This is a genomic window from Streptomyces aurantiacus, assembly GCF_001418335.1.
Taxonomy (GTDB): Bacteria; Actinomycetota; Actinomycetes; order Streptomycetales; family Streptomycetaceae; genus Streptomyces; species Streptomyces aurantiacus.
Window position 1 is genome coordinate 1 of record NZ_LIPP01000278.1, and the last position, 21353, is coordinate 21353.

Annotated in this window: 18 protein-coding genes and 1 pseudogene; 9 read left to right on the plus strand and 10 right to left on the minus strand. The window is 68.2% G+C overall.

Going from position 1 to position 21353, the window contains the following annotated elements:
* Positions 1–511: TetR/AcrR family transcriptional regulator (locus AOK01_RS30895; RefSeq protein WP_213862174.1), on the minus strand; the 511-nt coding region annotated here is incomplete at its 3' end.
* Between the two features lie 116 nt (positions 512–627).
* Here AOK01_RS30895 and AOK01_RS30900 point away from each other — a divergent pair.
* Complete coding sequence (locus AOK01_RS30900) at positions 628–1782, plus strand: FAD-dependent oxidoreductase (protein WP_055517449.1); 1155 nt, start codon at positions 628–630, stop codon at positions 1780–1782.
* 102 nt (positions 1783–1884) lie between these two features.
* Here the strand turns inward: AOK01_RS30900 and rraA are convergent, their stop codons facing one another.
* From rraA to arsM, 5 genes and pseudogenes are all read right to left on the minus strand, one after another.
* Positions 1885–2376, minus strand: coding sequence for a ribonuclease E activity regulator RraA (rraA, locus tag AOK01_RS30905; protein ID WP_055517451.1), 492 nt, complete (start codon positions 2374–2376; stop codon positions 1885–1887).
* A 108-nt stretch (positions 2377–2484) separates the two neighbouring features.
* Positions 2485–5168 (minus strand): annotated as a pseudogene (rph, locus tag AOK01_RS30910) (rifamycin-inactivating phosphotransferase).
* A gap of 351 nt (positions 5169–5519) precedes the next feature.
* Positions 5520–6503, minus strand: a complete 984-nt coding sequence (locus tag AOK01_RS30915) for a phosphotransferase family protein (RefSeq protein ID WP_055517469.1) — start codon at positions 6501–6503, stop codon at positions 5520–5522.
* A gap of 81 nt (positions 6504–6584) precedes the next feature.
* Entirely contained in the window at positions 6585–6938 is a 354-nt protein-coding gene (locus AOK01_RS30920; protein ID WP_055517453.1) for a VOC family protein, read from the minus strand.
* Positions 6939–6982: 44 nt separating this feature from the next.
* Positions 6983–7825 (minus strand): arsenite methyltransferase, encoded by an 843-nt coding sequence (gene arsM / locus AOK01_RS30925; RefSeq protein ID WP_055517454.1) that lies wholly within the window; start codon positions 7823–7825, stop codon positions 6983–6985.
* A gap of 125 nt (positions 7826–7950) precedes the next feature.
* Here arsM and AOK01_RS30930 point away from each other — a divergent pair, with 125 nt between their 5' ends.
* From AOK01_RS30930 to AOK01_RS30940, 3 genes are read left to right on the plus strand one after another with little or no spacing between them, the layout of a single operon-like run.
* The gene (locus tag AOK01_RS30930; protein WP_055517456.1) at positions 7951–8352 is read left to right on the plus strand and encodes an ArsR/SmtB family transcription factor; all 402 of its coding nucleotides are present in this window, start codon (positions 7951–7953) and stop codon (positions 8350–8352) included.
* Between the two features lie 41 nt (positions 8353–8393).
* Complete coding sequence (arsB, locus tag AOK01_RS30935) at positions 8394–9512, plus strand: ACR3 family arsenite efflux transporter (protein WP_055517471.1); 1119 nt, start codon at positions 8394–8396, stop codon at positions 9510–9512.
* Positions 9505–9921 carry an arsenate reductase ArsC gene (locus AOK01_RS30940; RefSeq protein ID WP_055517458.1) on the plus strand — a complete coding sequence of 139 codons (417 nt, stop codon included), beginning with the start codon at positions 9505–9507 and terminating at the stop codon, positions 9919–9921. Before arsB ends, AOK01_RS30940 begins: the two co-directional genes overlap by 8 nt.
* Positions 9922–9979: 58 nt before the next feature.
* Here the strand turns inward: AOK01_RS30940 and map are convergent, their stop codons facing one another.
* The gene (gene map, locus AOK01_RS30945) at positions 9980–10798 is read right to left on the minus strand and encodes a type I methionyl aminopeptidase (protein ID WP_055517460.1); all 819 of its coding nucleotides are present in this window, start codon (positions 10796–10798) and stop codon (positions 9980–9982) included.
* A gap of 93 nt (positions 10799–10891) precedes the next feature.
* Here map and AOK01_RS30950 point away from each other — a divergent pair, with 93 nt between their 5' ends.
* Positions 10892–11158, plus strand: a complete 267-nt coding sequence (locus tag AOK01_RS30950) for a helix-turn-helix transcriptional regulator (RefSeq protein ID WP_055517461.1) — start codon at positions 10892–10894, stop codon at positions 11156–11158.
* Between the two features lie 87 nt (positions 11159–11245).
* Here the strand turns inward: AOK01_RS30950 and AOK01_RS30955 are convergent, their stop codons facing one another.
* Positions 11246–12892 (minus strand): tannase/feruloyl esterase family alpha/beta hydrolase, encoded by a 1647-nt coding sequence (locus tag AOK01_RS30955; RefSeq protein WP_079103901.1) that lies wholly within the window; start codon positions 12890–12892, stop codon positions 11246–11248.
* Positions 12893–13066: 174 nt separating this feature from the next.
* Positions 13067–14542 carry an MFS transporter gene (locus AOK01_RS30960; protein ID WP_245702487.1) on the minus strand — a complete coding sequence of 492 codons (1476 nt, stop codon included), beginning with the start codon at positions 14540–14542 and terminating at the stop codon, positions 13067–13069.
* Between the two features lie 58 nt (positions 14543–14600).
* Here AOK01_RS30960 and AOK01_RS30965 point away from each other — a divergent pair, with 58 nt between their 5' ends.
* Complete coding sequence (locus tag AOK01_RS30965) at positions 14601–16397, plus strand: helix-turn-helix domain-containing protein (protein ID WP_169800166.1); 1797 nt, start codon at positions 14601–14603, stop codon at positions 16395–16397.
* A gap of 28 nt (positions 16398–16425) precedes the next feature.
* Here AOK01_RS30965 and AOK01_RS30970 read toward each other — a convergent pair whose 3' ends face one another.
* Positions 16426–18069, minus strand: a complete 1644-nt coding sequence (locus AOK01_RS30970; RefSeq protein WP_245702488.1) for a long-chain fatty acid--CoA ligase — start codon at positions 18067–18069, stop codon at positions 16426–16428.
* Positions 18070–18392: 323 nt separating this feature from the next.
* Here AOK01_RS30970 and AOK01_RS30975 point away from each other — a divergent pair, with 323 nt between their 5' ends.
* From AOK01_RS30975 to AOK01_RS30985, 3 genes are all read left to right on the plus strand, one after another.
* A complete protein-coding gene (locus AOK01_RS30975; RefSeq protein WP_281181459.1) occupies positions 18393–19274 on the plus strand; it encodes an amidase family protein in 882 nt (293 codons plus the stop codon).
* Between the two features lie 466 nt (positions 19275–19740).
* A complete protein-coding gene (locus AOK01_RS30980) occupies positions 19741–20310 on the plus strand; it encodes a sigma-70 family RNA polymerase sigma factor (RefSeq protein ID WP_342671077.1) in 570 nt (189 codons plus the stop codon).
* Positions 20297–21353 (plus strand): hypothetical protein (locus AOK01_RS30985; protein ID WP_055517468.1); only part of this gene is annotated, 1057 nt, incomplete at its 3' end. The genes AOK01_RS30980 and AOK01_RS30985, both read left to right, overlap by 14 nt.

Below are 21353 nucleotides of genomic sequence, written 5' to 3' on the forward strand. Positions count from 1 at the left end.
GGGCGTCCGGGGCGCGGGGGGCGACGATCTGGGCGCTGACGCCGGTGATGTAGTAGGAAATCGCGGTGGAGATCGCGAAATGCCGTTCGGCGGGCAGCCCGGTTCGGGCGACAAGGGTGCCGATACGGTCGAGCAGGCGCAGTGCGTTCTCCCGCGTGGCCGGCGCGTTGACGTGGGACGCCGCCCACGGATGCCGGTCAAGGGCGTCGAAGACGGCGGTGGCGAGCACGCGCAGCCCTGACCCGGCGGCGGCGCCTTCCTCGGGGCGCGGGGCCGCGGCGAGGGCGTCGCCGAGCACCTGATCGGCGGCCAGGGCGACCAGCTCGTCCTTGTTCGTCACGTGCCAGTACAGCGCCCCAGGTCCGGTGTTCAGCTGCTTGGCCAGCAGCCTGAAGGTGAGTCCACGCTCGCCGCGCTCGTCCAGCAGCGCGACGGCCGCGCCGACGATCACTTCTCGCGACAGGGCGCCGGCGCGCCCCCCGGTGGGTGCTCTTCCTCGTGTCCGCTGCATGACCTCATTTTGACACATCCTGGTCCGGTGTTCCATATTCCTAATGGAACACCGAACCATATTGGGGTCGGCCAGGCCCCGTCCGGCGCTTCGTCCGCACAGAAACGAGGAAGCCCATGAACACCAGCAACCACCCGATCGCCATCGTCGGCGCCGGCCTGGGAGGCCTGACCCTCGCCCGTGTCCTGCACGTCCACGGCATCCCCGCGACGGTCTACGAGGCCGACCCCTCGGCAGAGTCCCGTACGCAGGGCGGCCAGCTCGACATCCACGAGGACGACGGGCAGCGGGCGCTCGCCGACGCCGGCCTCACCGACGAGTTCCGCGCGATCATCCACGAAGGCGCTGAGGCGTCGCGCGTACTCGACCAGCACGCCAAGCTGCTGTTCGACGCCCCCGACGACGGCAAGGCGCGGCGCCCCGAAGTGCTCCGCGGAGACCTGCGCCGGATTCTGCTCGACTCCCTGCCCGACCGGACGGTCCGGTGGAACCACAAGGTCACCGGCGTCCGGCCCCTCGGCGACGGCCGGCACGAGCTGACCTTCACCGACGGCTCGACCGTGACCAGCGGTCTCCTCGTCGGTGCCGACGGCGCCTGGTCGAGGGTCCGCCCGCTGCTCTCCGACGCCGAGCCCCGGTACACCGGCACGACGTTCATCGACACCTACCTGTACGACGCCGACGAGCGGCACACCGCGACGGCCGAGGCGGTCGGTGTCGGCGCGATGTACGCGCTGTCCCCGGGAAAGGGGATCATCGCGCACCGCGAGGCGGGGAACGTCCTCCACACCTACGTCGAACTGAACCGCTCCGCCGAGTGGATCGCCGGCATCGACTTCACCGACCCCGCTGCCGCGACCGCCCGGGTCGCGGCCGAGTTCGACGGATGGGCTCCGGAACTCACCGCGCTGATCACCGACGGCGAGACCGCTCCGGTCGCACGCATGATCCACACGCTCCCGGACGGACACCGATGGGAACGCGTGCCCGGGGTGACGCTCCTGGGCGATGCCGCGCATCTGATGCCGCCGTCCGGTGACGGCGCGAACCTGGCGATGTTCGACGGCGCCGAACTCGGTAAGGCGATAGCCGCGCACCCCGATGACTTCGAGGCGGCGCTCACTGCCTACGAAGGGGCGCTGTTCCCGCGCACCGAAACGTTCTACGCGGACGCGCACGAAATGCTGGACCTCTGCCTCGGCGACCGCGCACCGCACGGATTCATCGACCTCTTCAACGATGTCCCCCAGGATCAGGTCCAGCTTCGGTGAGCAAGGCAGCCTGACGACCTGCCGCTGGAGTTCTTCCGTCCCTTGCATCCCTTCCGCCCCTTCCGTCCGGTCGGGCCGTTCCGGTTTCCCCGCGCCGTGTGGTCACGTGTTCTCGGGGAGGAGAGCGATGCCGTCGTCGTCGGCGTGCAGGATGTCGCCGGGGCGGAAGGTGAGACCGCCGAAGGTGACGGGGACGTCGACGGCTCCGACGCTGTTCTTGGCACTCTTGCGGGGGATGGTGCCCAACGCCTTGATACCGAGCCGGAGTCTGGAGAGGGCGGCGCTGTCGCGGACGGCGCCGTGCAGGACCAGGCCGGCCCAGCCGTTGTCCTGGGCGGCACCGGCGATGAGGTCGCCGACCAGGGCGGTGCGCAGGGAGCCGCCTCCGTCGACGACCAGGACCTGGCCGTCGCCGGACGTGTGCAGCAGGTCGCGCAGCAGTCCGTTGTCCTCGTGGCAGGAGACGGTGCGGACGGGCCCGGCGAAGCCCCGGTGGCCGCCGAACTGGCGGAACTGCAGGTCGCAGACGCGCAGTTGGGTGCCGTACCGGTCGACGAGGTCGGCGGTGGGCACCGGGCTGAGGGGGTGAGGCATGGGGAGGTTCCCTTCGCTTGAGGGCTGCCGCGCCCGCTTCTCATCCGGCCGTCACGGGGATGTGGGCGCGGGCGGTGCGGTCGGTCGGTCGGTCGGTCGGTCGGTCGGTCAAGGCAGGATCTCGATGTACCCGTCGGTTCCGTGCACGCGGATCCGCTGCCCGTCCCGGATCAGCCGGGTGGCCTGCTCCACACCCACGACGGCCGGCAAGCCGTACTCGCGGGCGATCACCGCGCCATGGGTCATCAGACCGCCCACCTCCGTCACCAGGCCCGCGATTCCGACGAACAGCGGCGACCAACTGGGGTCCGTGAAGGTCGTGACCAGGATGTCGCCCGCTTCGAGATCGGCCTCCGCCATGTCAAGGATGACGCGGGCCCTCCCCTCGATGGTCCCGGCGGAGACCGGCAGGCCGACCAGGGCGCCGGCCGGCACGTCGTCACGCCGGTACGCCCCGGTGACGGCCTCGCCGTCCGATGTGAGCACCCGGGGTGGTGTGAGCGCGTGGTACGACCGGAACGCGTCCTTGCGCTGCTGGACGAGCTGGTCATCCACCTGGTGCGAGCGCACGACGTCATGGAGTTCCTGGAACGTGAGGTAGAAGATGTCCTCCTTTCAGGAAGCACGTCGGCCCGCACGAGACGCTCGGCCTCTGCCAGCAAGGCCTGCTTGTAGACGAAGTAGCGGCTGACGATGCCGTACTTCGGGTACTCCCGGTACCCGATGAAGGTTCTGACCCGGTCGATCATCCGCTTGGTCTCGTCGGCTTTCTCGTCCCCGTCCGGCAGGGCCCGCAGGCGTGACAGTACGTCCTGTTCCTTCCTCTGCGCCTTCTGCCGCCCTTGCTCGAAGTGACGCTCGGCGGCGCCCGGTTCGAAGTTCCTGACGTTGTCGAGGATCGCGGGCACGAGCGTGGTGGGACGCTCGCGCCACCGCGGCCTCGTGATGTCGATCTCGCCGGCGCAGCGCATGCCGTACCGGTCGAGGTAGGTCTCTATGGCGTCGCGCGCTTCGGTCCCGCCCGCGAGCTTCGCCAACTCGTCCAGAAAGCCCTCGTCTCCCTCGACGCCCTGGAGGAACGCCACCACCTCCGGCTGCGGGCGGATCACGTCCGCGACGTCCAGCAGTGCCAGGCCCATCTGGGAGGTGACGTTGTCGGGGGCGGACAGCGTCAACGTGTCAGCCGCGTTCTTCTCACCCAGCCATTCCCGCAGCTTGTCGTTGAGCCACCAGGTGGCCTCCATCCCCGCCATGATCACCTGAACGTTCAGCGGATCACCGAGCACTCGCTTGTGCTCCTCGAAGGCCTCCAGCAGGAAGTCGAACAGTGCCGGTCCGGTCTTCGTCCGAATGTCGCGCCGTAGGGCGGCGACGGACGTCTGGCTGCGCTCGATCAGCTCGGTGACGATGGCCGGGTCGGTCTCGATCGGGGCGGACGCGGCGCCGGCCGGCGTCCTGCCGGGACCCGCACCCGGAAGTGACGGGAGCGGGGCGAGCGGCGGGAGCGGCAGGACGAAATCGTCGCGGTCGAGGACGGTCTCCAGAGCGTCCCTGGTCAGTGGGTCGCCTCTCCCCATGACGTCCAGGAGGCCGGCGCGGCTCGCGGGCGAGGCCAGACGCCGGGTGACGTCGACGAACAGCCTCCCGCCGGCCTCGTGCATCGGCACCATCGCCGTCAGCTGCCACATGGAGAAGCCCAGGGGCTTCATGGGGTCGGTCATCATCTGCTGATGACCGACGGAGACGTAGACGTGATTCTCCTGGTCGCCGGTCTCGGCGACGGTCTCGGTCTCGGAGACGGGGAGGAGGTCGGGGCCGGGTACGGGAACGGGGAACAGTGTCGTGATCGGCCGGCTCTGAACGATCTGGAAGTCATCGTCGACCAGGCACCATTCGATGTCCTGCGGGCGGCCGAAGTGCGCTTCGATCCGCCGCCCGAGTCGCACGAGCCGCACGGCCTGCGTGTCCGTCAGCGCGGGCTGCTCCTGCTGCTGCGAGTCGATCGCCACTTCCTGCGTACCGCCGGCCGGCACGGCGTGAATGGCACGCTGTTTGGCGGCGATCGCCTTGGCGACGACTTCGCCGTGTCGCACCTTGAAGACGTCCGGGTTCACCAGGCCGGAGACCAGAGCCTCACCGAGGCCGAAGCCGGCGTCCACGGTGGCGACCTTCCGGTTGCCCGTGACGGGGTCGGCCGTGAACAGGATGCCGGCCGCATGCGGGAAGACCAACTGCTGCACGACCACGGCCATGCGGACCGTACGGTGGTCGATGCCGTTGCGCCGACGGTAGGTCACGGCCCGCTCGGTGAACAGCGAGGCCCAGCACCGGCTGACGTGCCGGAGGACCGCCGCCGGCCCCACGACGTTCAGGTACGTGTCCTGCTGGCCGGCGAAGGAGGCCGTCGGCAGGTCCTCTGCCGTCGCGCTGGACCGTACGGCGTACGCGGTGTCCTCGCCGGACCTGGCCAGCGCGCGGGTGATCGCCATCGCGAGGTCACCTGGGATGACAACCCCTTCGATGGCCCGACGAATCTGCGCGCTGAGCGTGCCGATCGCCTCCCGGTCGTCCGCGTTCGAACGCGACAACTGATCGAGCTGGTCGAGTTGATCGTCGATCGAGGGCACTTCCGCCATGATGCGCCGGAAGGCGTCCGTCGTCACGCAAAAACCACCCGGCACGCGGATGCCCTCGATCCGCGACAGCCCGCCCAGCTGCGCACCCTTGCCGCCAACGACCGCGACCTGCGTCTCGTCAACATCCTGGAGATCCAATACGTACTGCTCGATCATCGCGACACCGCCGAGGCAGCCGTGCCCAGCTGCACTGCGGTGGCCGATCGAAGCACCACCGTCTCCAACTCTGTCGAACTCCTCGTCGAGCGCGTCCTCACCCCGGGCGGCGCGCACTCCCGCACCTTTGCGCCGAGCTCGCCTACCACCCACCGCACTGCCGGTCCCGCCACTGATCCGGCGTCACCGCTTCCCCCATACGCCGACAACAACACACGCACGTCGCGCCCTCATCTCCGCAGGTTGTGGCATCGGCCGCCGATTCTGCGCCATCACCCGGGCCTTGCCGCAAGCCCCCCGGCGCGCTATATGTTGAGAGTGGCAAGGAGAGTGCTCTCCTTGCCTTTTCCTTCAGCCGAAGCGGCGGAAGAGCTGCTCAAGGTAGTCCTCCAGCCTGCGTGTGAGCAGGACCGGAGTCAGGTCTTCGCGCCCCAGCTCCCGCCAGGGCACCGCGACCTTCTCGGCATCCGGCGCGAACGCGAGCGCGTCCAGGACGCGCCAGTACAAGTGAGCTGCCGGGTCCTCGCTCAACGTGCCCCCGGAAGCCAGATAGCGATCAGCCAGCCGCATTCCCTCCTGGGCGCCGTGCAGGAGGGCAAGGGCCGTGGAACAGTGCGCCACATCCAGATCGGCCGGCCCCCAGGACGTCTCCACCCAGTCAACGACACCGGTGATCTTCAAACGGGCGCCCTGCCCGGTGAAGAGCACGTTGCCTGGGTGGAAATCCCGGTGCAGGAAGCAAGGCCGGTAGTCAGGAGGATCGCGGCGGATGATGTCCACAGCGCGCTGCCACAAGTCCTGTCGCTCGGTAGCTTCGGGCGGCCGCACCCGGTCGGGCGAGGCCCAGGTCTGGTAGACGCGCGGCCTGGCCCCGGGCGGAACGCGCACCTGGTGAATGCCGACGAGTTGGCGGGCCAGAAGCTCGGCCCGCAGCCCCGCCTCCTCCTCACCCAGCTGCACGCTGCCGGGCAGCAGCGACATCAGCAACGACGGGTGGTCGCAGTACGCCGCTGTCGCGTCGACACCACGCAAAGCCGCCACTGGCACAGCGGTCTCGCTGAGCAGGCGCAAGATGTCCGCTTCGCGAGTGAGTAACCCCTTCGCGTGCTGGACGAAGAAGGGCTTCACGAACGACCTCAGCACCAGCCACTGCGGCTCTCCTGTTCCGCTGATACGCAGACGCCGCATCTCGGAAGTCCAACCACCGCGCAGTCGCTCGACGGCATCGACGCGGCCACCTCCGCCTGCCCGCTCCTCGACCCAGGCCCGCGTGTCGGACCAGCCTCGGTCATCAACGTCCGTCCGTGTGCCGGCCATACCCTCATCCGCAACCATGCCCACAACCTATCGAGCACCACAGCCAGGCCCCTGGGACCAAAAAAGTGCAGGTACGGGCCCGCACCACGAGCCAGTCACCTACTGGCGTCGCTGGCCCAGGACGCAGAACTCGTTGCCCTCGGGGTCTGCCAATACAACCCACGGTTGATCGCCCTGGCCGATGTCAACCCGTTGTGCGCCATGAGCCACCAGACGAGCCACCTCGGCGTCCTGGTCATCAGGCCTGAAGTCGAGATGCAGTCGGCTCTTCGCCTTCTTGCGCTCGTCAAGCCGGACGAAGTCCAGCCCCGGCAGGCGATCCGGCTCCGGACGGATCTCGAACTCCTCAGCAGAGGAATGGACCACAACCCAACCGAGTGCCGAAGCCCACCACTGCCCCAAGGCCACCGGGTCCGCCGAGTGGACAACTACCTGTTCCCATTCCAAGGTCACCCGCTGAGCTTAGACCTGCCAGGGCTGCAGAAGCGGGAGTGGTTTCAGTTGTTGCAGGCGCAGCCCGACGCGCTTTTGGCATCGGCGACCGTCGTTGCCGGGTCGGCGGCCGCGTTCTCGCTGCTGGAGTCTCCGCCGGTAGTGGGCTTGGTGGCGCGCACGATGGCCGAGTGCATGCCGTCGGCGACGGAGTGGGTCGGGGTGATCTCGATGCCGGTGAATCCGGCAGCTTCGAGGCCGGCCCGGTATTCGGTGAAGGAGAGCGCGCCGGCGATGCAGCCGACGAAGTCGCCGCGTTCGGCCCGCTGTTCGGGGGTGAGGGTGTCATCGGCGACGACGTCGGAGACTCCGATCCGGCCGCCGGGGGCCAGGACGCGGAAGGTCTCGGCGAAGACCGCGGACTTGTCCGTGGACAGGTTGATCACGCAGTTGGAGATCACGACGTCGATGGTGTTCGCCGGGAGAGGTATGGCCTCGATGGTGCCTTTGAGGAACTCGACGTTGGTGGCACCGGCCTTCTTCTGGTTGGCCACGGCGAGGGCGAGCATTTCCTCGGTCATGTCGAGTCCGTAGGCCTTGCCGGTGGGGCCGACGCGTCGGGCGGAGAGGAGGACGTCGATGCCTCCGCCGGATCCGAGGTCGAGGACACGCTCGCCTTCGTGGAGTTCGGCGACGGCCGTGGGGTTGCCGCAGCCCAGGGACGCGGCGACGGCCTCGGCGGGCAACTGGTCACGCTCCTCGGCGGCGTAGAGGGTGGAGCCGAAGTTCTCGTCGACCTCGATCGCGGCCGGTCCGCAACAGGCGGTGCCGCCCTCGGTGACCTGGACGGCAGCCGCGGCATAGCGCCGGCGGACGGTCTCACGCAGATCGGTGGACTGCTCGGTCATGACCTTCACTCCTCGATGACAGGGCCTGGTGGTCCCAGTGGGGTTCAGCGGGGTTCCGATCAGGCTGCATTGACGTTTCTCGATGCAAGCTTGCGCGTTGGATTGAAAAACGTCAATATAGAAGCATGTCGAAACAAGAACTGGTGGTGCTCGGCCAGGACGCCGAGGGATGCTGCCCGACCCTGTTGAGCGCCCCGATGTCCGAGGAGCAGGCCGTCGATCTGGCCAAAGTGTTCAAGGCCCTGGGTGATCCGGTGCGGCTGCGACTGCTGTCGATCATCGCCTCGCGGGCCGGCGGAGAGATCTGCGTCTGCGATCTGACCCCGGCCTTCGATCTGTCCCAGCCGACGATCTCCCACCACCTCAAGCTGCTGAAGCAGGCGGGGCTGATCGCCTCCGAACGCCGTGGGACGTGGGTGTATTACCGGCCGCTGACCGAGACGACGGACAAGCTGGCGGCGGTCCTCACCGGCCCGGGATCAGTGGTCGCGGCGGCTTCCGCCGAGCCGGCCGGCGCCGCCTCGTGAGCGATGCGACCCCGACCCCGACCCCGGTCACGACCGTGACCATGACCACCGTGGGTCCGGTGGTGGCTCGGCTGTCGTTCCTGGACCGGTTCCTCGCGGTGTGGATCCTGATCGCGATGGCTGCCGGTCTCGGTCTGGGCCGTCTTGTGCCCGGCCTCGGGGACGCGCTGGCCGAGGTCACCGTCACCGGTGTCTCGCTGCCGATCGCGCTGGGCCTGCTGGTGATGATGTATCCGGTGCTGGCCAAGGTCCGCTATGACCGGCTCGACTCCGTCACCCGCAACCGACGCCTGCTGATTCCGTCCCTGGTCCTGAACTGGGTTCTGGGTCCGGCGCTGATGTTCGCGCTCGCCTGGGTCTTCCTCCCGGACCTGCCGGAATACCGGACGGGACTGATCATCGTCGGTCTGGCCCGGTGCATCGCCATGGTGATCATCTGGAACGATCTGGCCTGCGGCGACCGCGAGGCCGCAGCCGTTCTGGTCGCCCTCAACTCCGTGTTCCAGGTGATCGCGTTCAGCCTGCTGGGCTGGTTCTATCTGTCCGTTCTGCCGGGCTGGCTCGGCCTGGAGACGACCGGGCTGGACGTGTCGGTGTGGGAGATCGCCCGCAGCGTACTGATCTTCCTCGGTATCCCGCTGACGGCCGGATTCCTCACCCGCAAGCTCGGCGAGAAGGCCAAGGGACGCACTTGGTACGAGGCGGAACTGATCCCCCGGATCGGCCCGTTCGCCCTGTACGGCCTGCTGTTCACCATCGTGGTGCTGTTCGCCCTGCAAGGCGATGCGATCACCTCGCAGCCGGTGGACGTGCTGCGGATCGCGCTGCCACTGCTGGTGTACTTCGCCGTCATGTGGGCCGGATCCATGGCCCTCGGCAAGGCGGTGGGCCTGAACCATCCCCGGGCGACCACTCTGGCGTTCACGGCTGCGGGCAACAATTTCGAGCTCGCCATCGCGGTCGCCATCGCGACGTTCGGCGCCTCTTCCGGGCAGGCCCTGGCCGGTGTCGTCGGCCCGCTCATCGAAGTGCCGGTCCTGATCGGCCTGGTCCATGTCGCTCTCGCCGCCCGCCGCTACTTTCCCAGCGCCGAGCCCCTGCCTGCCCCTCCCCCTGGCCCCGCAGCTACGACTACCGAGAAAGGTTCCGCCCGTGTCTGAATCCCAGCCGAGGCCCTCGGTGCTGTTCGTGTGCGTCCACAACGCCGGACGCTCCCAGATGGCCGCCGCCTTCCTCACCCACCACGGCCAAGGCCGCATCGAGGTCCGCTCGGCCGGATCCGCCCCGGCGGACTCGGTGAACCCTGCCGTGGTCGAGGCGATGAACGAGATCGGCATCGACATCTCCGCCCAGACCCCGAAGGTACTGACCACCGCGGCCGTTCAGGCATCCGACGTGGTCATCACCATGGGCTGCGGCGACGCCTGCCCCGTTTTCCCCGGCAAGCAGTATCTGGACTGGACGCTCGACGACCCGGCCGACCAGGGAGTTGAGGCGGTCAGGCCCATTCGCGACGAGATCGAGCGCCGTATCGCCTCTCTTCTCGTGGAGTTGCTGCCCGGCCGCTGACCGCTCCAGCGCCGATCGTCGGGAAACGTGGACCGGCTTCATCGCCGATGAAGCCTCGTCAGCGTCCGGTCGCCGACCCTTCCCGCTGGTCGTCCATTCCCTTACCGCTCTGCGGACGCCCGGTCAGCACGAGCGGGCCCGTCTCGGTGACAGCAACCGTGTGCTCGGAGTGGGCGGTGCGCGAGCCGTCGGCCGATCGGATCGTCCAGCCGTCGGGGTCGTAGACGATCTTGTTGGTGCCGGCGGCGAACCAGGGCTCGATCGCGATCGTCAGACCGGGACGCAGCTTCCAACCGCGGCCAGGACGGCCGTCGTTGGGGATGTGCAGGTCCTCGTGCATGGTGCGACCGATACCGTGACCGCCGAACTCCAGGTTGACCGGGTAGCCGTACTCCGCGGCGACCGCACCGATGGCCGCCGAGATGTCCCCGATCCTGTTGCCCGGCTGAGCGACCTTGATCGCGGCCTCCAGGGCGACCTCCGTGGCCTCGATGAGCCGCAGGTCCTCCGCGGCCGGGGTGCCGACGACGACGGAGTGGGCCGAGTCCGCGGCCCAGCCGTCGACAGTCACCGCCATATCCATGGTCAGCAGGTCCCCGTCACGCAGCTTGTAGCTGTGCGGCAGGCCGTGCAGTACGGCGTCATTGACCGAGAGGCACACCACGTTACGGAACGGGCCCTTGCCGAACGAGGGCTCATAGTCCCAGTAGCAGGACTCCGCGCCGCGCTCCTTGATCCGGCGGCGGGCGTGATGCTCCAGGTCCAGCAGGTTGACCCCTACTGCGGCGAGGTCGGCGAGCTCAGCCAGCACCTGGCCGACGAACTGTCCAGTGACGTGCATACGCTCGATGTCTCTGGGAGATTTGTGCTCGATCACTGCGATCCTCGATTCCCCTGGGCGCTGACAGGTATATTTATACCAGAGGGTGAGGTGGTTGCCGCCGGACACCTGCGGCTCTAGCATGAGCGCATGGTTCGTCACCCGCTCGCCCCCGAACAGATCGAGGCGGGCCGACGCCTCGGGGCCGCGTTGCGCTCCGCCCGAGCCGGACGCAGCCCCGTCGAAGTGGCCTTGGCGGCAGAGATTTCCCCGGAGACCCTTCGCAAGATCGAGACCGGCCGGCTGCCGACGCCCGCGTTCGGCACCATCGTCCGGCTCAGCGAGGTACTCGGCGTACCGCTGCCCGACCTCGCCACCGTCTGGCGCACCGATCCAGCCCTGAGCAACGCCTCCTAGATCCTGTTATGTGCCGGAAACCCCCAAGTTGCCACCGCACTCAGGGGTTCGGCACAGACATAGCTTCCGGCCCCGGGCTTCCGAACGTCAGCGTGTGCAGACGTAGCTCGCGGCGCTGTCCGGATCGCCCGTGCGGTACCTGGGCCAGTCCGGATATTCACACAGCGGACGGGTGCGGTCGTGGTGCGCGTCGGCCACGATCGGGTTCGTGGGCGGCTGTCCCCTTTCGACCCAGCGCTCCAGCGCGGAGAGCGAGTCCCAGCCGGCGGCGAACGCCGGTGTGCCGAAGTTCGCGTGGTTGGCCCCGGGCACGACGTAGTAGCGCGTGAACGCATGGGTCGCCCGGGGGCCCACGACATCGCGCACTCGCTGGTAGTAGTCACTTGTGGAGCGGACGGAGACCAGTTCGTCCGCGGCGCCGTGGAGCAGGATCAGCTTGCCGCCGGCGCGGGCGAACGGGCGGAGATCCACGCTGTTGCGATCCTGGACCGTGGACAAGTAGCTGATCCGGTCCAGCCACTTCCCGGGATGGCGGGGGTCCACGTCGAGCGAGTTGTGGTGAGGGTCTCGGGTCAGGAAGTACTTGACCCATTGTTCCCAGTACTGCAGCCCATAGCCGCTGGTCACCGGCATGGGATTGGCCGGCGCGGTCGTGCCGAAGCCGAGGAACGGGGTTCTCATGTCCGCGCCCGAGAGGAACGGGAAGCCTGGGTATTGCGTCTCGCCACTGGCGATCCGGTACGGCCACCTGAACGGCGAGGACATGGCGGTCACGGCCTTGATCTGCGGATCCGACAGACAACTCGGACCGGTATCGACACCGCCCGCGCAGCGAAGCTCGCGAGGATCGAAGTCACACCCGCGCGGGTTCGAGACGACCTTGTCCTTGACACCGTCCAGACCGTCACACGCGTTGATGACGCTGTCGTAGAGGAGTGTCTGCTTCTCGGGTCCGGGGAAAGCACCGGGCCGGGACAGGACTTGAGCCAGGTACCCGAGGTCCAGGACCTCACTGAGGTTGTTCCACGCGGGAAAGGCAGAGATCACGCCGTCGAACGCCTTCGGCCACCGTTGCGCGACGTTGAGGGCTTCACGGCCGCCTGTCGAGCCTCCTGCGAAGTAGACCTCGGCAGGCTTCGTCCCGTAGGCGTGCCGGATGAGGAACAGGCTCGCGTCGCGCGTCTTCTTGAGTGCGTCACCGGCAGCGAAGTTGTTCAGAGCCTCGTCGTTCACGCCGAACGACCCGTCCAGTGACGGAACGGCGTCCGGGCTCTGCCGGTGGCCGGAGTCGCTGGCGAATGTCGCGTATCGCCGGGCCAAAGGCGTCGGCTGATCCGTGGGTCCGAACGGCACCTTCGCCGTCAGGTCGGGGATGGTGCCGTTGTAGCCGCCGCCACCGAACATCATCGCCTTACGGTTCCAGTCGTAAGGCAGGTCGATACGCATCCTGATGTCGGGCGCGGCCGGATCAACGGGGTGGATCTCGGCGTCGACCTGGCAGTACTTGATCGTCTCGCCGCTGACAAGGCTGGTCATGACCGAGGCCGACACGACGCGACCGCCGGTTGTCGGCAGGCTCATGGCCGATGACGGAATCCTCGTCTGTTCCAGTCCGGCGCACCCCGGCACCGTCGTTGAGTGGTCGGCCCCGGTCGAAGTCGTCGCGATCGTCCCGGCCGTCGCGGTGGCGGGTTCGGCTCCGAGGAACCGGGTCACGCCCGCCAACAGGACCATGGCCGCCACCACGGCGAGCCGACGAGTCCTCGCACTCCCTGCGCTCCCTGTCCATGCTCTGCTCACGCCGCCCCCTCTCTCAACCGCGTAGCCACGTGTTGTTGTGTTTCCACGTTCTCCTCGCCTTCGTCCTGAGCCTGACTGGTCCTGGCTTTACTCTCGGCATCGGACACCTCAGTGATAAAGGTGCGTGCCCGGGACTGCCTGTGGGTCGTCGCGGACCGCCGCGGAGTTCGTCTCGGGCAGGAACCACGCGCTGGCGAAGGTGATCAGCCCCATGGTCATGATGTAGGCGGCCACCGGCATGGTGCTCCCGGTCTTTGCGATGAGTGCTGTCATCAGGAACGGCGTGCCGCCGCTGACCGCGATCGCGGAGAGCTGGTAGGCCAGCGACGCGCCCGAGTAGCGGACATTGGGCGCGAAGAGTTCGCCGAGGAAGCTCGCGATCGGGCCGTAGGTGAGGCACTGGAACACGAAACCCACCGTCACCGCGACGAAGATCAGCGGCAGCGACGCGGTGTCGACGAGCCGGAAGTACGGGAAGGCCCAGACGACAACTCCCGCACCCCCGACCAGGATCAGCGGCCGGCGACCCACCTTGTCCGAGATGTGGCCGGACAAGGGAAGGACCACGAGCATCGCCACGCTACTGACCAGCACGACCGCGAGCAGGGGGTTGCGGTCGAGGTCGAGAGTGCCGGTGCCGTAACTCAGGAGCCCGGAGATACTGACGTAGAAGAGGCTGTTGGTGGCCGAGAGGAGCCCGCAGCCGAGAAGGATGGTTCCCCACTTGCTTCGGACCACCTGTGCCAGCGGGGCCCGGACCACCGCGCTCTCCGGCCGCGACACCTCCTTCTGCAGCCCGCGGAACTCCGGTGTGTCCTCCACCTTGGCCTGGATGTAGAGAACCACCAGGAACATCACGACGCTGACCAGGAAGGGGATGCGCCAGCCCCAGCTGAGGAAGGCGTCGTCCGGCATCAGACCGCTGGCAGCCACGAAGATCAGGTTCGAGATGATCACGGCGACGGGGACGCTGGTCTGTCCGAAGGTGCCGGCGAAGCCACGCCGCTTGGGGCCGGTGGACTCGGTGAGGAGGAGCATGATGCCGCCCCACTGGCCGCCGGCCGCGAGCCCTTGTACGAAGCGCAGAGTCACCAGCAGTGTCGGGGCCAGCGCGCCGACGGTCGCCGCGCTGGGAAGGCAGCCGATCAGGAAGGTCGCGGCACCCATGAGTGCAAGGCAGGTGACAACGACCGGCTTGCGTCCGTATTTGTCACCGAAGTGCCCGGCGAGCACCCCGCCGATGGGACGTGCCACGAAGCCTGCCCAGAACGTGCTGAAGGCGAGGAGGGTCCCCGTCAGAGCCGAGGAGTGCGGAAAGAACACGTCGGGGAACACCAGAGCGGCCGCGGTTCCGTAAAGGAAGAAGTCATACCACTCAAGCGAGCTTGCGATGAGTCCAGCGGCCAGGAGCTTGCGGAAGGCTCGGCGCCGAGTCGGGGACACGTCGACGCCAAGGTGGCTGGAATGGCCTTCGGGTTGAGCGAGCGGGGTTGCCATACATGCCGCCTTTGTCGATAACGCGGGCAGGTGATGGCGGTTATGGTAGGGCGCCGTTAGCCTGTGGCTCAGGTGTGCATCACCCACACCTCGCGCCGATTCGGTGGGTCCTTCTCCCACCTGATGCTGAGGGAGTGACAGCACTGTGGCCAGCGACGCCGGTGGCGAGGTGGACTCGTATGCGCTCCTGCGCCGACAGCGCGAACTGGCGTCGTTGTATGCGACGGCCAAGTCGCTCACCGCACTGGGCGAGCTCGACGAGGTGCTGCAGTCGATCGTCCACCACGCCCACGAGTTGATCGGTACGGACTTCACCTACCTCTCGCTGGTCGGTACGGACGGCAGACTTTCGGCCAGGGCGTCGGAGGGAACGATCTCTGCTTCCTTCCTGGCGGCGTGCATACCGGCCGATGTGGGGCTCGGAGGCAAGGTGCTGGCCTCCCGGAGCCCGCACTGGGTGCGCAACTACGCCGCCGCGACCCTGATCGACCACGATCCGAACTTCGACCGTTTGGTCGCCACCGAGGCACTCGTCGCACTGCTCGGTGTGCCACTGGTCATACGAGGTGAAGCGGTGGGCGCCCTGTTCGCGGCGGACCGCTCCGAACGTTCCTTCCAGGCCGACGAGATCGCGCTGCTGATCGCGTTCGCCGACCATGCCGCGGTCGCCCTCGACAACGCCCGGCTGTACGAGGCGAGCCGAACCGCCTTGCAGGAACTGCGGGTTGCGTACCGTAAGAACGAGGAACACATGGCTGTCATGGAACGAGCGCAAGCGATCCATGAAGCCCTGACCGGCGTGGTGCTGGGCGGCGGGACACCAGGTGATGTCGCGCAGCTTCTCGCCGACCAACTGGGCGGAAGTGTCACACTCCTCGACAGGGCCGGTGCCGCTCTCGTGCGCCGGGACTCGGCGTCGAGTCCGTGCCGGACTCCCTCGGGGACCGACCTGGCCGATGCCGTCAAGGACGCACACCGTTCGGGCCGCTGCACGACCTCGGTCGACACCGCAGGAGTCGCTCGCAGTGTGGCCGCGATCCAGGCAGGTGACAGTTACCTCGGCGCACTGGCGTGGAGCCGGGAGGCCCCCGCCGGCCACGACGCCCCGGACGACATGAACCTGCGAACCCTGGAGCGGGCCACCCACGTCCTGGGACTGCTCATCCTCAAGGAACGGGCTGTCGCCGAGGCCAGCGAGCGCCTGAGCGGAGAGCTCCTCACGGAACTCATGGTCGGCAGCCCCGGGATCAGTCCTGCCCAGCGCGCCCGCACCCGGGCCCGCAACATCGACGCCGACCGCCTTGACCTGGTCGTCGTCGTGGACTCCGTCGCGTTGTCGTCAACCGATCTCTCGCGCCACCTGCACGACATCGCCCGGGACTGCTCGGGGCTGGCCGGCGAACACCTGGGCAGGGCGACGATGATCCTCCACAGCGCCGACGACGACCGGACCGTCGAGGAGGTCCACCATCGACTGCGTCGCACGCTGGGTGAACCTGTCATCGTTGTCGGCGAACGGGCGGTCAATCACGACTGGTCACGCGCCTTCTCCCTGGCCAGTCGCTGCGGCGCCGTGATGCGAGCTATCGGCCACACCGACCTCGGCGCCACAACGGGTCGTTACGCCCTCTACGCCATGATCTTCGACACCGAACGGGTCCGCGAACTCGACCGTTTCATCTCGGGCTCCATAGGCCCGCTCCTCGACTACGACCAACGACGTGGCACCGATCTCGTCGACACCCTCGGTGCCTACTACGTCCACCGCGCCAACGTCGCGGCAACCGCCCGAGCGTTGCACGTCCACGTCAATACGCTGCTCAAGCGGCTGGACCGCGCCAGCAACGTCCTCGGCCTCGACTGGCGCCAGGAGAACGACCTGGAACTGCAGCTCGGGCTTCGGCTGCACCAGCTCAGAGCGGTCGTGACCACCCCGTCGTAAGACACCGCACCGGACCGTGGGCTACGGCTCAGGCGATACGTATCGCATCCCGCAGGGCACTCTTCGACAGCTTGCCGGTGCCTGTCTTGGGCAGTGTGGTCATGAAGACGAACTCGTCGGGCAGCCACCACTTCACGACCATCGGTGTGATGTGCTGCCAGAGCTCTTCGGCCGTGGTGTCGCTGCCGTCGCGCAGGACGACGTAGGCGACGGGGCGTTCCGTCCAACGCGGGTCCGGGCGGGCGATCACGGCGACTTCGACGACGTCGGGGTGCGAGACGATGGCGGCTTCGAGCTCGACCGAGGAGATCCACTCGCCTCCGGACTTGATCAGGTCCTTCATACGGTCCACGAGTCGCAGGTAGCCGTCGGCGTCGATGGTGGCCAGGTCGCCGGTGCGCAGCCAGCCGTCGTCGGTGAAGCTGTCGCCCCCGTCCACCCGGAAGTAGCCCCCCGCCACCCAGGGGCCCGCCACCTGCAACTCGCCCACGGCCCGGCCGTCGCGCGGCAGCTCCCGGCCTGTCTCGACATCGACGATCCGCAGGTTGACGAGTGGCAGGGGCTGCCCCTGGGCGGCCCGCACGGCCACCTGCTCCTCCACGGTCGCGTCCCGGTGCTGGGTGCGCGTACCGCCGATGGACCCGACGGGGCTGACCTCCGTCATTCCCCATGAATGGGTGATGGGTATGCCGAGCGCGGCGCGGTAGGTCTCGGACAGCGCCGGAGAAATGGCGGAGCCGCCGCCGAGCAGGAAGCGCATGGCGCTCAGGTCGTACGCCCCCAGCACGGGAACCAGGCTCGTCCACACCGTGGGAACGGCGCCGGCGACAGTCACCCGCTCGGCCTCCATCAGCCGCGCCAGGTGGGCCGGTTCGGCGGACTTGCCGGGAAGGACCAAGGAGGCGCCCGCCATCATCGCGCCGTAGGGAAGGCACCAGGCGTTGGCATGGAACATGGGCACGATCGGCATCACGACGTCGCCCTCGCTGAGGCCGATGAGGCCCGCCGCGAGCGTCCCCAGGCAATGCAGGACCGTGGACCGGTGGCTGTAGAGCACGCCTTTGGGCGGTCCGGTCGTTCCGGAGGTGTAGCACAACCCGGAGGCCAGGTTCTCGTCGGCAAGTACGAAGGTGTCCTCGAACGAGTCCGTGAACGGACCGCTGCCGGAGATCAGTTCGTCGTAGTCCAGGATGCGGGAGTCCGCCGGGATCTCCGTGTCGCTGCCGTCGGGCAGCACCACCCAGTACCGCACCCGGGGCAGTCGGCCGACACTCGGCCAGATCTGCGGGAGCAGCCCGCGATCGACGAACACCACGTCGTCCTCGGCGTGGTTGACGATGTATTCGAGGTGCTCCGAGGAGAGCCGGATGTTGATCGAGTGCAGCACCCGCTTGGTGGCCGGCACCGCGAGATAGAGCTCAAGGTGGCGTCGGTTGTTGCTCGCGAACGTGGCGACACGGGCGCCGACCGGGACGCCGAGGGATTCCAGTGCGGTGGCGAGACGCCGGGCGTGGTCGGCCACGTCGGCGTACGTGAGCCGCTCGGCGCCGGCCGTCGAGACGTACTTGTGCGCGTAGAGCCGCTCGGCACGCTCCAGGATGTGCGCGATGGTGAGCGGCCGTGGCTGCATCAGCCCGTCCATGACGACCGCGACGCGGGACTGATCAGGCATGGGTCTTCTCCCGGAATCGTGGGCTCGGACAGACCTCCGTCCGGCCCTGCCACTTGGCGGAACGGGGGGATGCGCGTTCGTGAGTGTCTTTTCGACGTGGCAACCGCTGGATGCCACAAGTCACCCTAGGTGCGGTCCTGGAAAGAAGAGAGGTGAGAACCTCCCACTCGCGTGCCCACTTCGGCGGCGATTCCCTACACTCCCGTGCCGGTTCCGGTGCCGCGCAGTCGAGCCGGAGTCACGGGCGCCCGGGGTGCCGCAACCCGTCGGTGGTTGCCGCCGCGTCGCGCGATCCGGGACCCGTAGACGACTGGTCTACTGCGATGCTACGTTTTCCTCACGCCGGTTACCAAGGTGGAGACACGCCAGAGCATTCTGGACAGGCTCTCAAGCCCACACACGGGCGCATCCCGATGACGGGAATCCGGCCGAGGGCGCCGCGTCGTGACTGGCATGTCGCGCCGATGGCACGCACGGTCCGCGACATCGCGTTGACCTATTCACTTCTCGCGGGCCCGGACGGCGCCGACGGTTTTGCCACCACCCCGCGCGAGTTCGACGCGGGAGTGGGATCCTCGCCGCATCGACCGATCCGGGTCGGTTGGCTGGTCGACTCCGGACTCGGGCCGATCGACTCAGAGGTCTCCGCGACCGTACAGAAGGCAGCTGAAGCACTTCGGAGTGTCGGAGTCGTGATCGAGCCCGTGCACATCCCGGCGCTTGAGCGGGACAACCCTCTCGAACTGTTCGACCGGCAGCATGTGATGGAGATCAAGCCGGCCTTCCGGGCCGCCACGGCCGGTCACGAGGGCGACATGTTCAAGATCTCCAAGTCGATGCTCCGCGGTCCCGACACTTCCATGGACGACTACATCCTCGCGGAGCAGGGGATCGAGCGGCTGCGGGACGGATTCGCCGAGTACTTCCAGCGCTATGACGCGTTGCTTCTCCCCGTGTTGCCCGTCCCCGCACACGAGCACGGTCTGTCGGAACTCGTCATCAACGGTGAAACGGTGCCCGCGGCGCATATCCAGACCGCCACCGTCCCGTTCAATCTGACCGGACTTCCGGCCCTGTCGATGCGCTTCGGCACGAGCAGCGACAGAATGCCGATCGGAGTGCAATCGGAGCACGCGCGCTACTGCCAATCGCGTTCGGCAACCGCCTCCATGTTCGACCATGAAGGTTTCGATTCGGGCATGTAGTCGCTTTTCGGTTCGGAATTGCTCAAGGGGTGGCGAGGGCCGTGCCAAGTCGCCGGTGAGAGGCAGAGCAATGACCGGTGCGGGCGCTCTGAGCCCAGGCGGAGGCGGTGTCGCCGCCGCGGCAAGGAATCACCGCGAGACCCGGCCGGTGGGCCGGCAGGTAATCGAACGGGTACGTGTGGTGGAAATTCTCGCTCGTTCCGTTGCACACCAGCCCCTCACCTGGCGCCATATGGGGCAGAGGGTCCGCAGCGGTAGTCCCTCCGGGCTCCGGCAGCGGAGGCCGCCCATTCACGGAAGGGGCAAGGCCCGTGCCCTTGCAACTGGTTGGCGATGCGATCGTTGCGGTGGTTGCCGTACGACTACAAGGCCCCGACATGCCGGCGCTGGTGCGCAGCACCGCGGCGGCCGGGGCGCGCCCAGGTGTCCGTGAGCTGCGCCGCGGTGAGCACAGGGACGGGCGCGCGTGACGCGGAAGCTGTCCGGACGTCCCCGCGACGCCACGTCCATGACGCGCCTTCCGCTGGATTTCGAGGCGTTCCACCGCATGCACCGGCCGGTGTACATCCGGTGGGCCCGAATGTACTTGGAGAACCACGCCGATGCCGAGGACGCCGTCGACTGCGCCTTCGAGCAGTTGCTGGTGTCCTGGCCGAACGTGCTGGCCAAGGAAAGCCCGGCCGCGTACGCCTGGCAGGTGATGAAGCACCGCACGATCGATGCCGCGCGGGCCCGCGGCCGCCGCGAGGCCCTGATCGACATGACCGCGTTCGAGACCGCGGCGCTGCGTCAGGCGGTGGACCCCATAGGCCAGTTGGAGGAGAGCATCAGCCTGTACCAGGCCATCAGCGGCCTGCCCGAACGGCAGCGGGATGTCGTCGTGCTCCTCTACAGCTACGGTCTGTCCCCGGCCGAGGCGGCGGACCAGCTGGGCATCACGCCGGCGGGCGTACGCTCCATCGCCCGGTACGCCCGCCGCCGTCTGCGGGAAGCGCTGGGACTGACCCAGGAGGGACACGCCGATGACACGCATTGACCAGTTGCTCGCCCGCGCCCGCCTGGTCGACGAACCGTACTCCGCGAAGGACATCGACGCCGCCGCGGCCCGTATCGCCGCCCGCCGTAGCCTGCCGCAGGGCGCGAATGAGGGATGGGCAGAGCCCGGTGAAGCGCCCGAGCAGGCCGACGGCACCGTTGCCCGTGCGACGCGGGATCTGCGTGCCCTGTGCGAGAGCGCGGTGACCGCCACCGGAGCCATGGCTCACCTCGGCCGCTTCATCGGCCCTCTGCCGGAGCCCTGCGGGGCCCGGGTCCTCGGCTGCATCCTCCAGCTCACCGGCCAGGACGACTCCGCGCGCTTCTGGTGGCAGTACGCCGCCGGCGCGGGGGACAGGACCGCCACCTACTGCCTGTATCTACAGCACCTCGCTCACGGCGAGCGGGCCGAGGCGTGCTGGTGGCACGGGCAGACAGGTGCCGATCCGCAGTCCGCGTCCGCCCCCGAGGCTCATCAGGACGATGTCGCCATCACGTTGCGCATTCTGCGCAGCCTGCGTACCGAGCGGGGCGGGGAGGACATGCCCGGCCTGCTCGCCCGGCTGTCCCAGGCCGGCGCCGTCCTCGACTACGTCCCCGCCGCGCTCTCCTACACCGGTGACGCCATCGACCTGCCCCTGCCCGATCCCGACTTCACCGACCACATCACCACCCTCACCGCGACGCCACCCACCAGCGGCGCCGGCGAGGGCGGCGGGCCAGCCTCTCCCCCGCTGCCCGCCCGCGACCTCCCGTCCCGTCGCACCCGGCCGTCCCGTGAGCCGACCGCGTTCACCCCGCCCACCGCCTCCCGGCAGTGGCACGACAGCGGCGGCCCCTTCGGCCACGTCCAGCGCAACGGCGACATCACCACGGTCTGGCGCCACGAGCTGGCCTGGCAGACCTTCTGGAAACACTGCGAAACGTGTCCGGCCTGCGATCCCTCCGGGGTTCCCTGCCCCGCCTACATCGGCACCAGCTCCATGATCGACGAGATCACCGCAGGCAGTCCCCCACCCGCCGGCCGGAACCGCCGCCCCATCC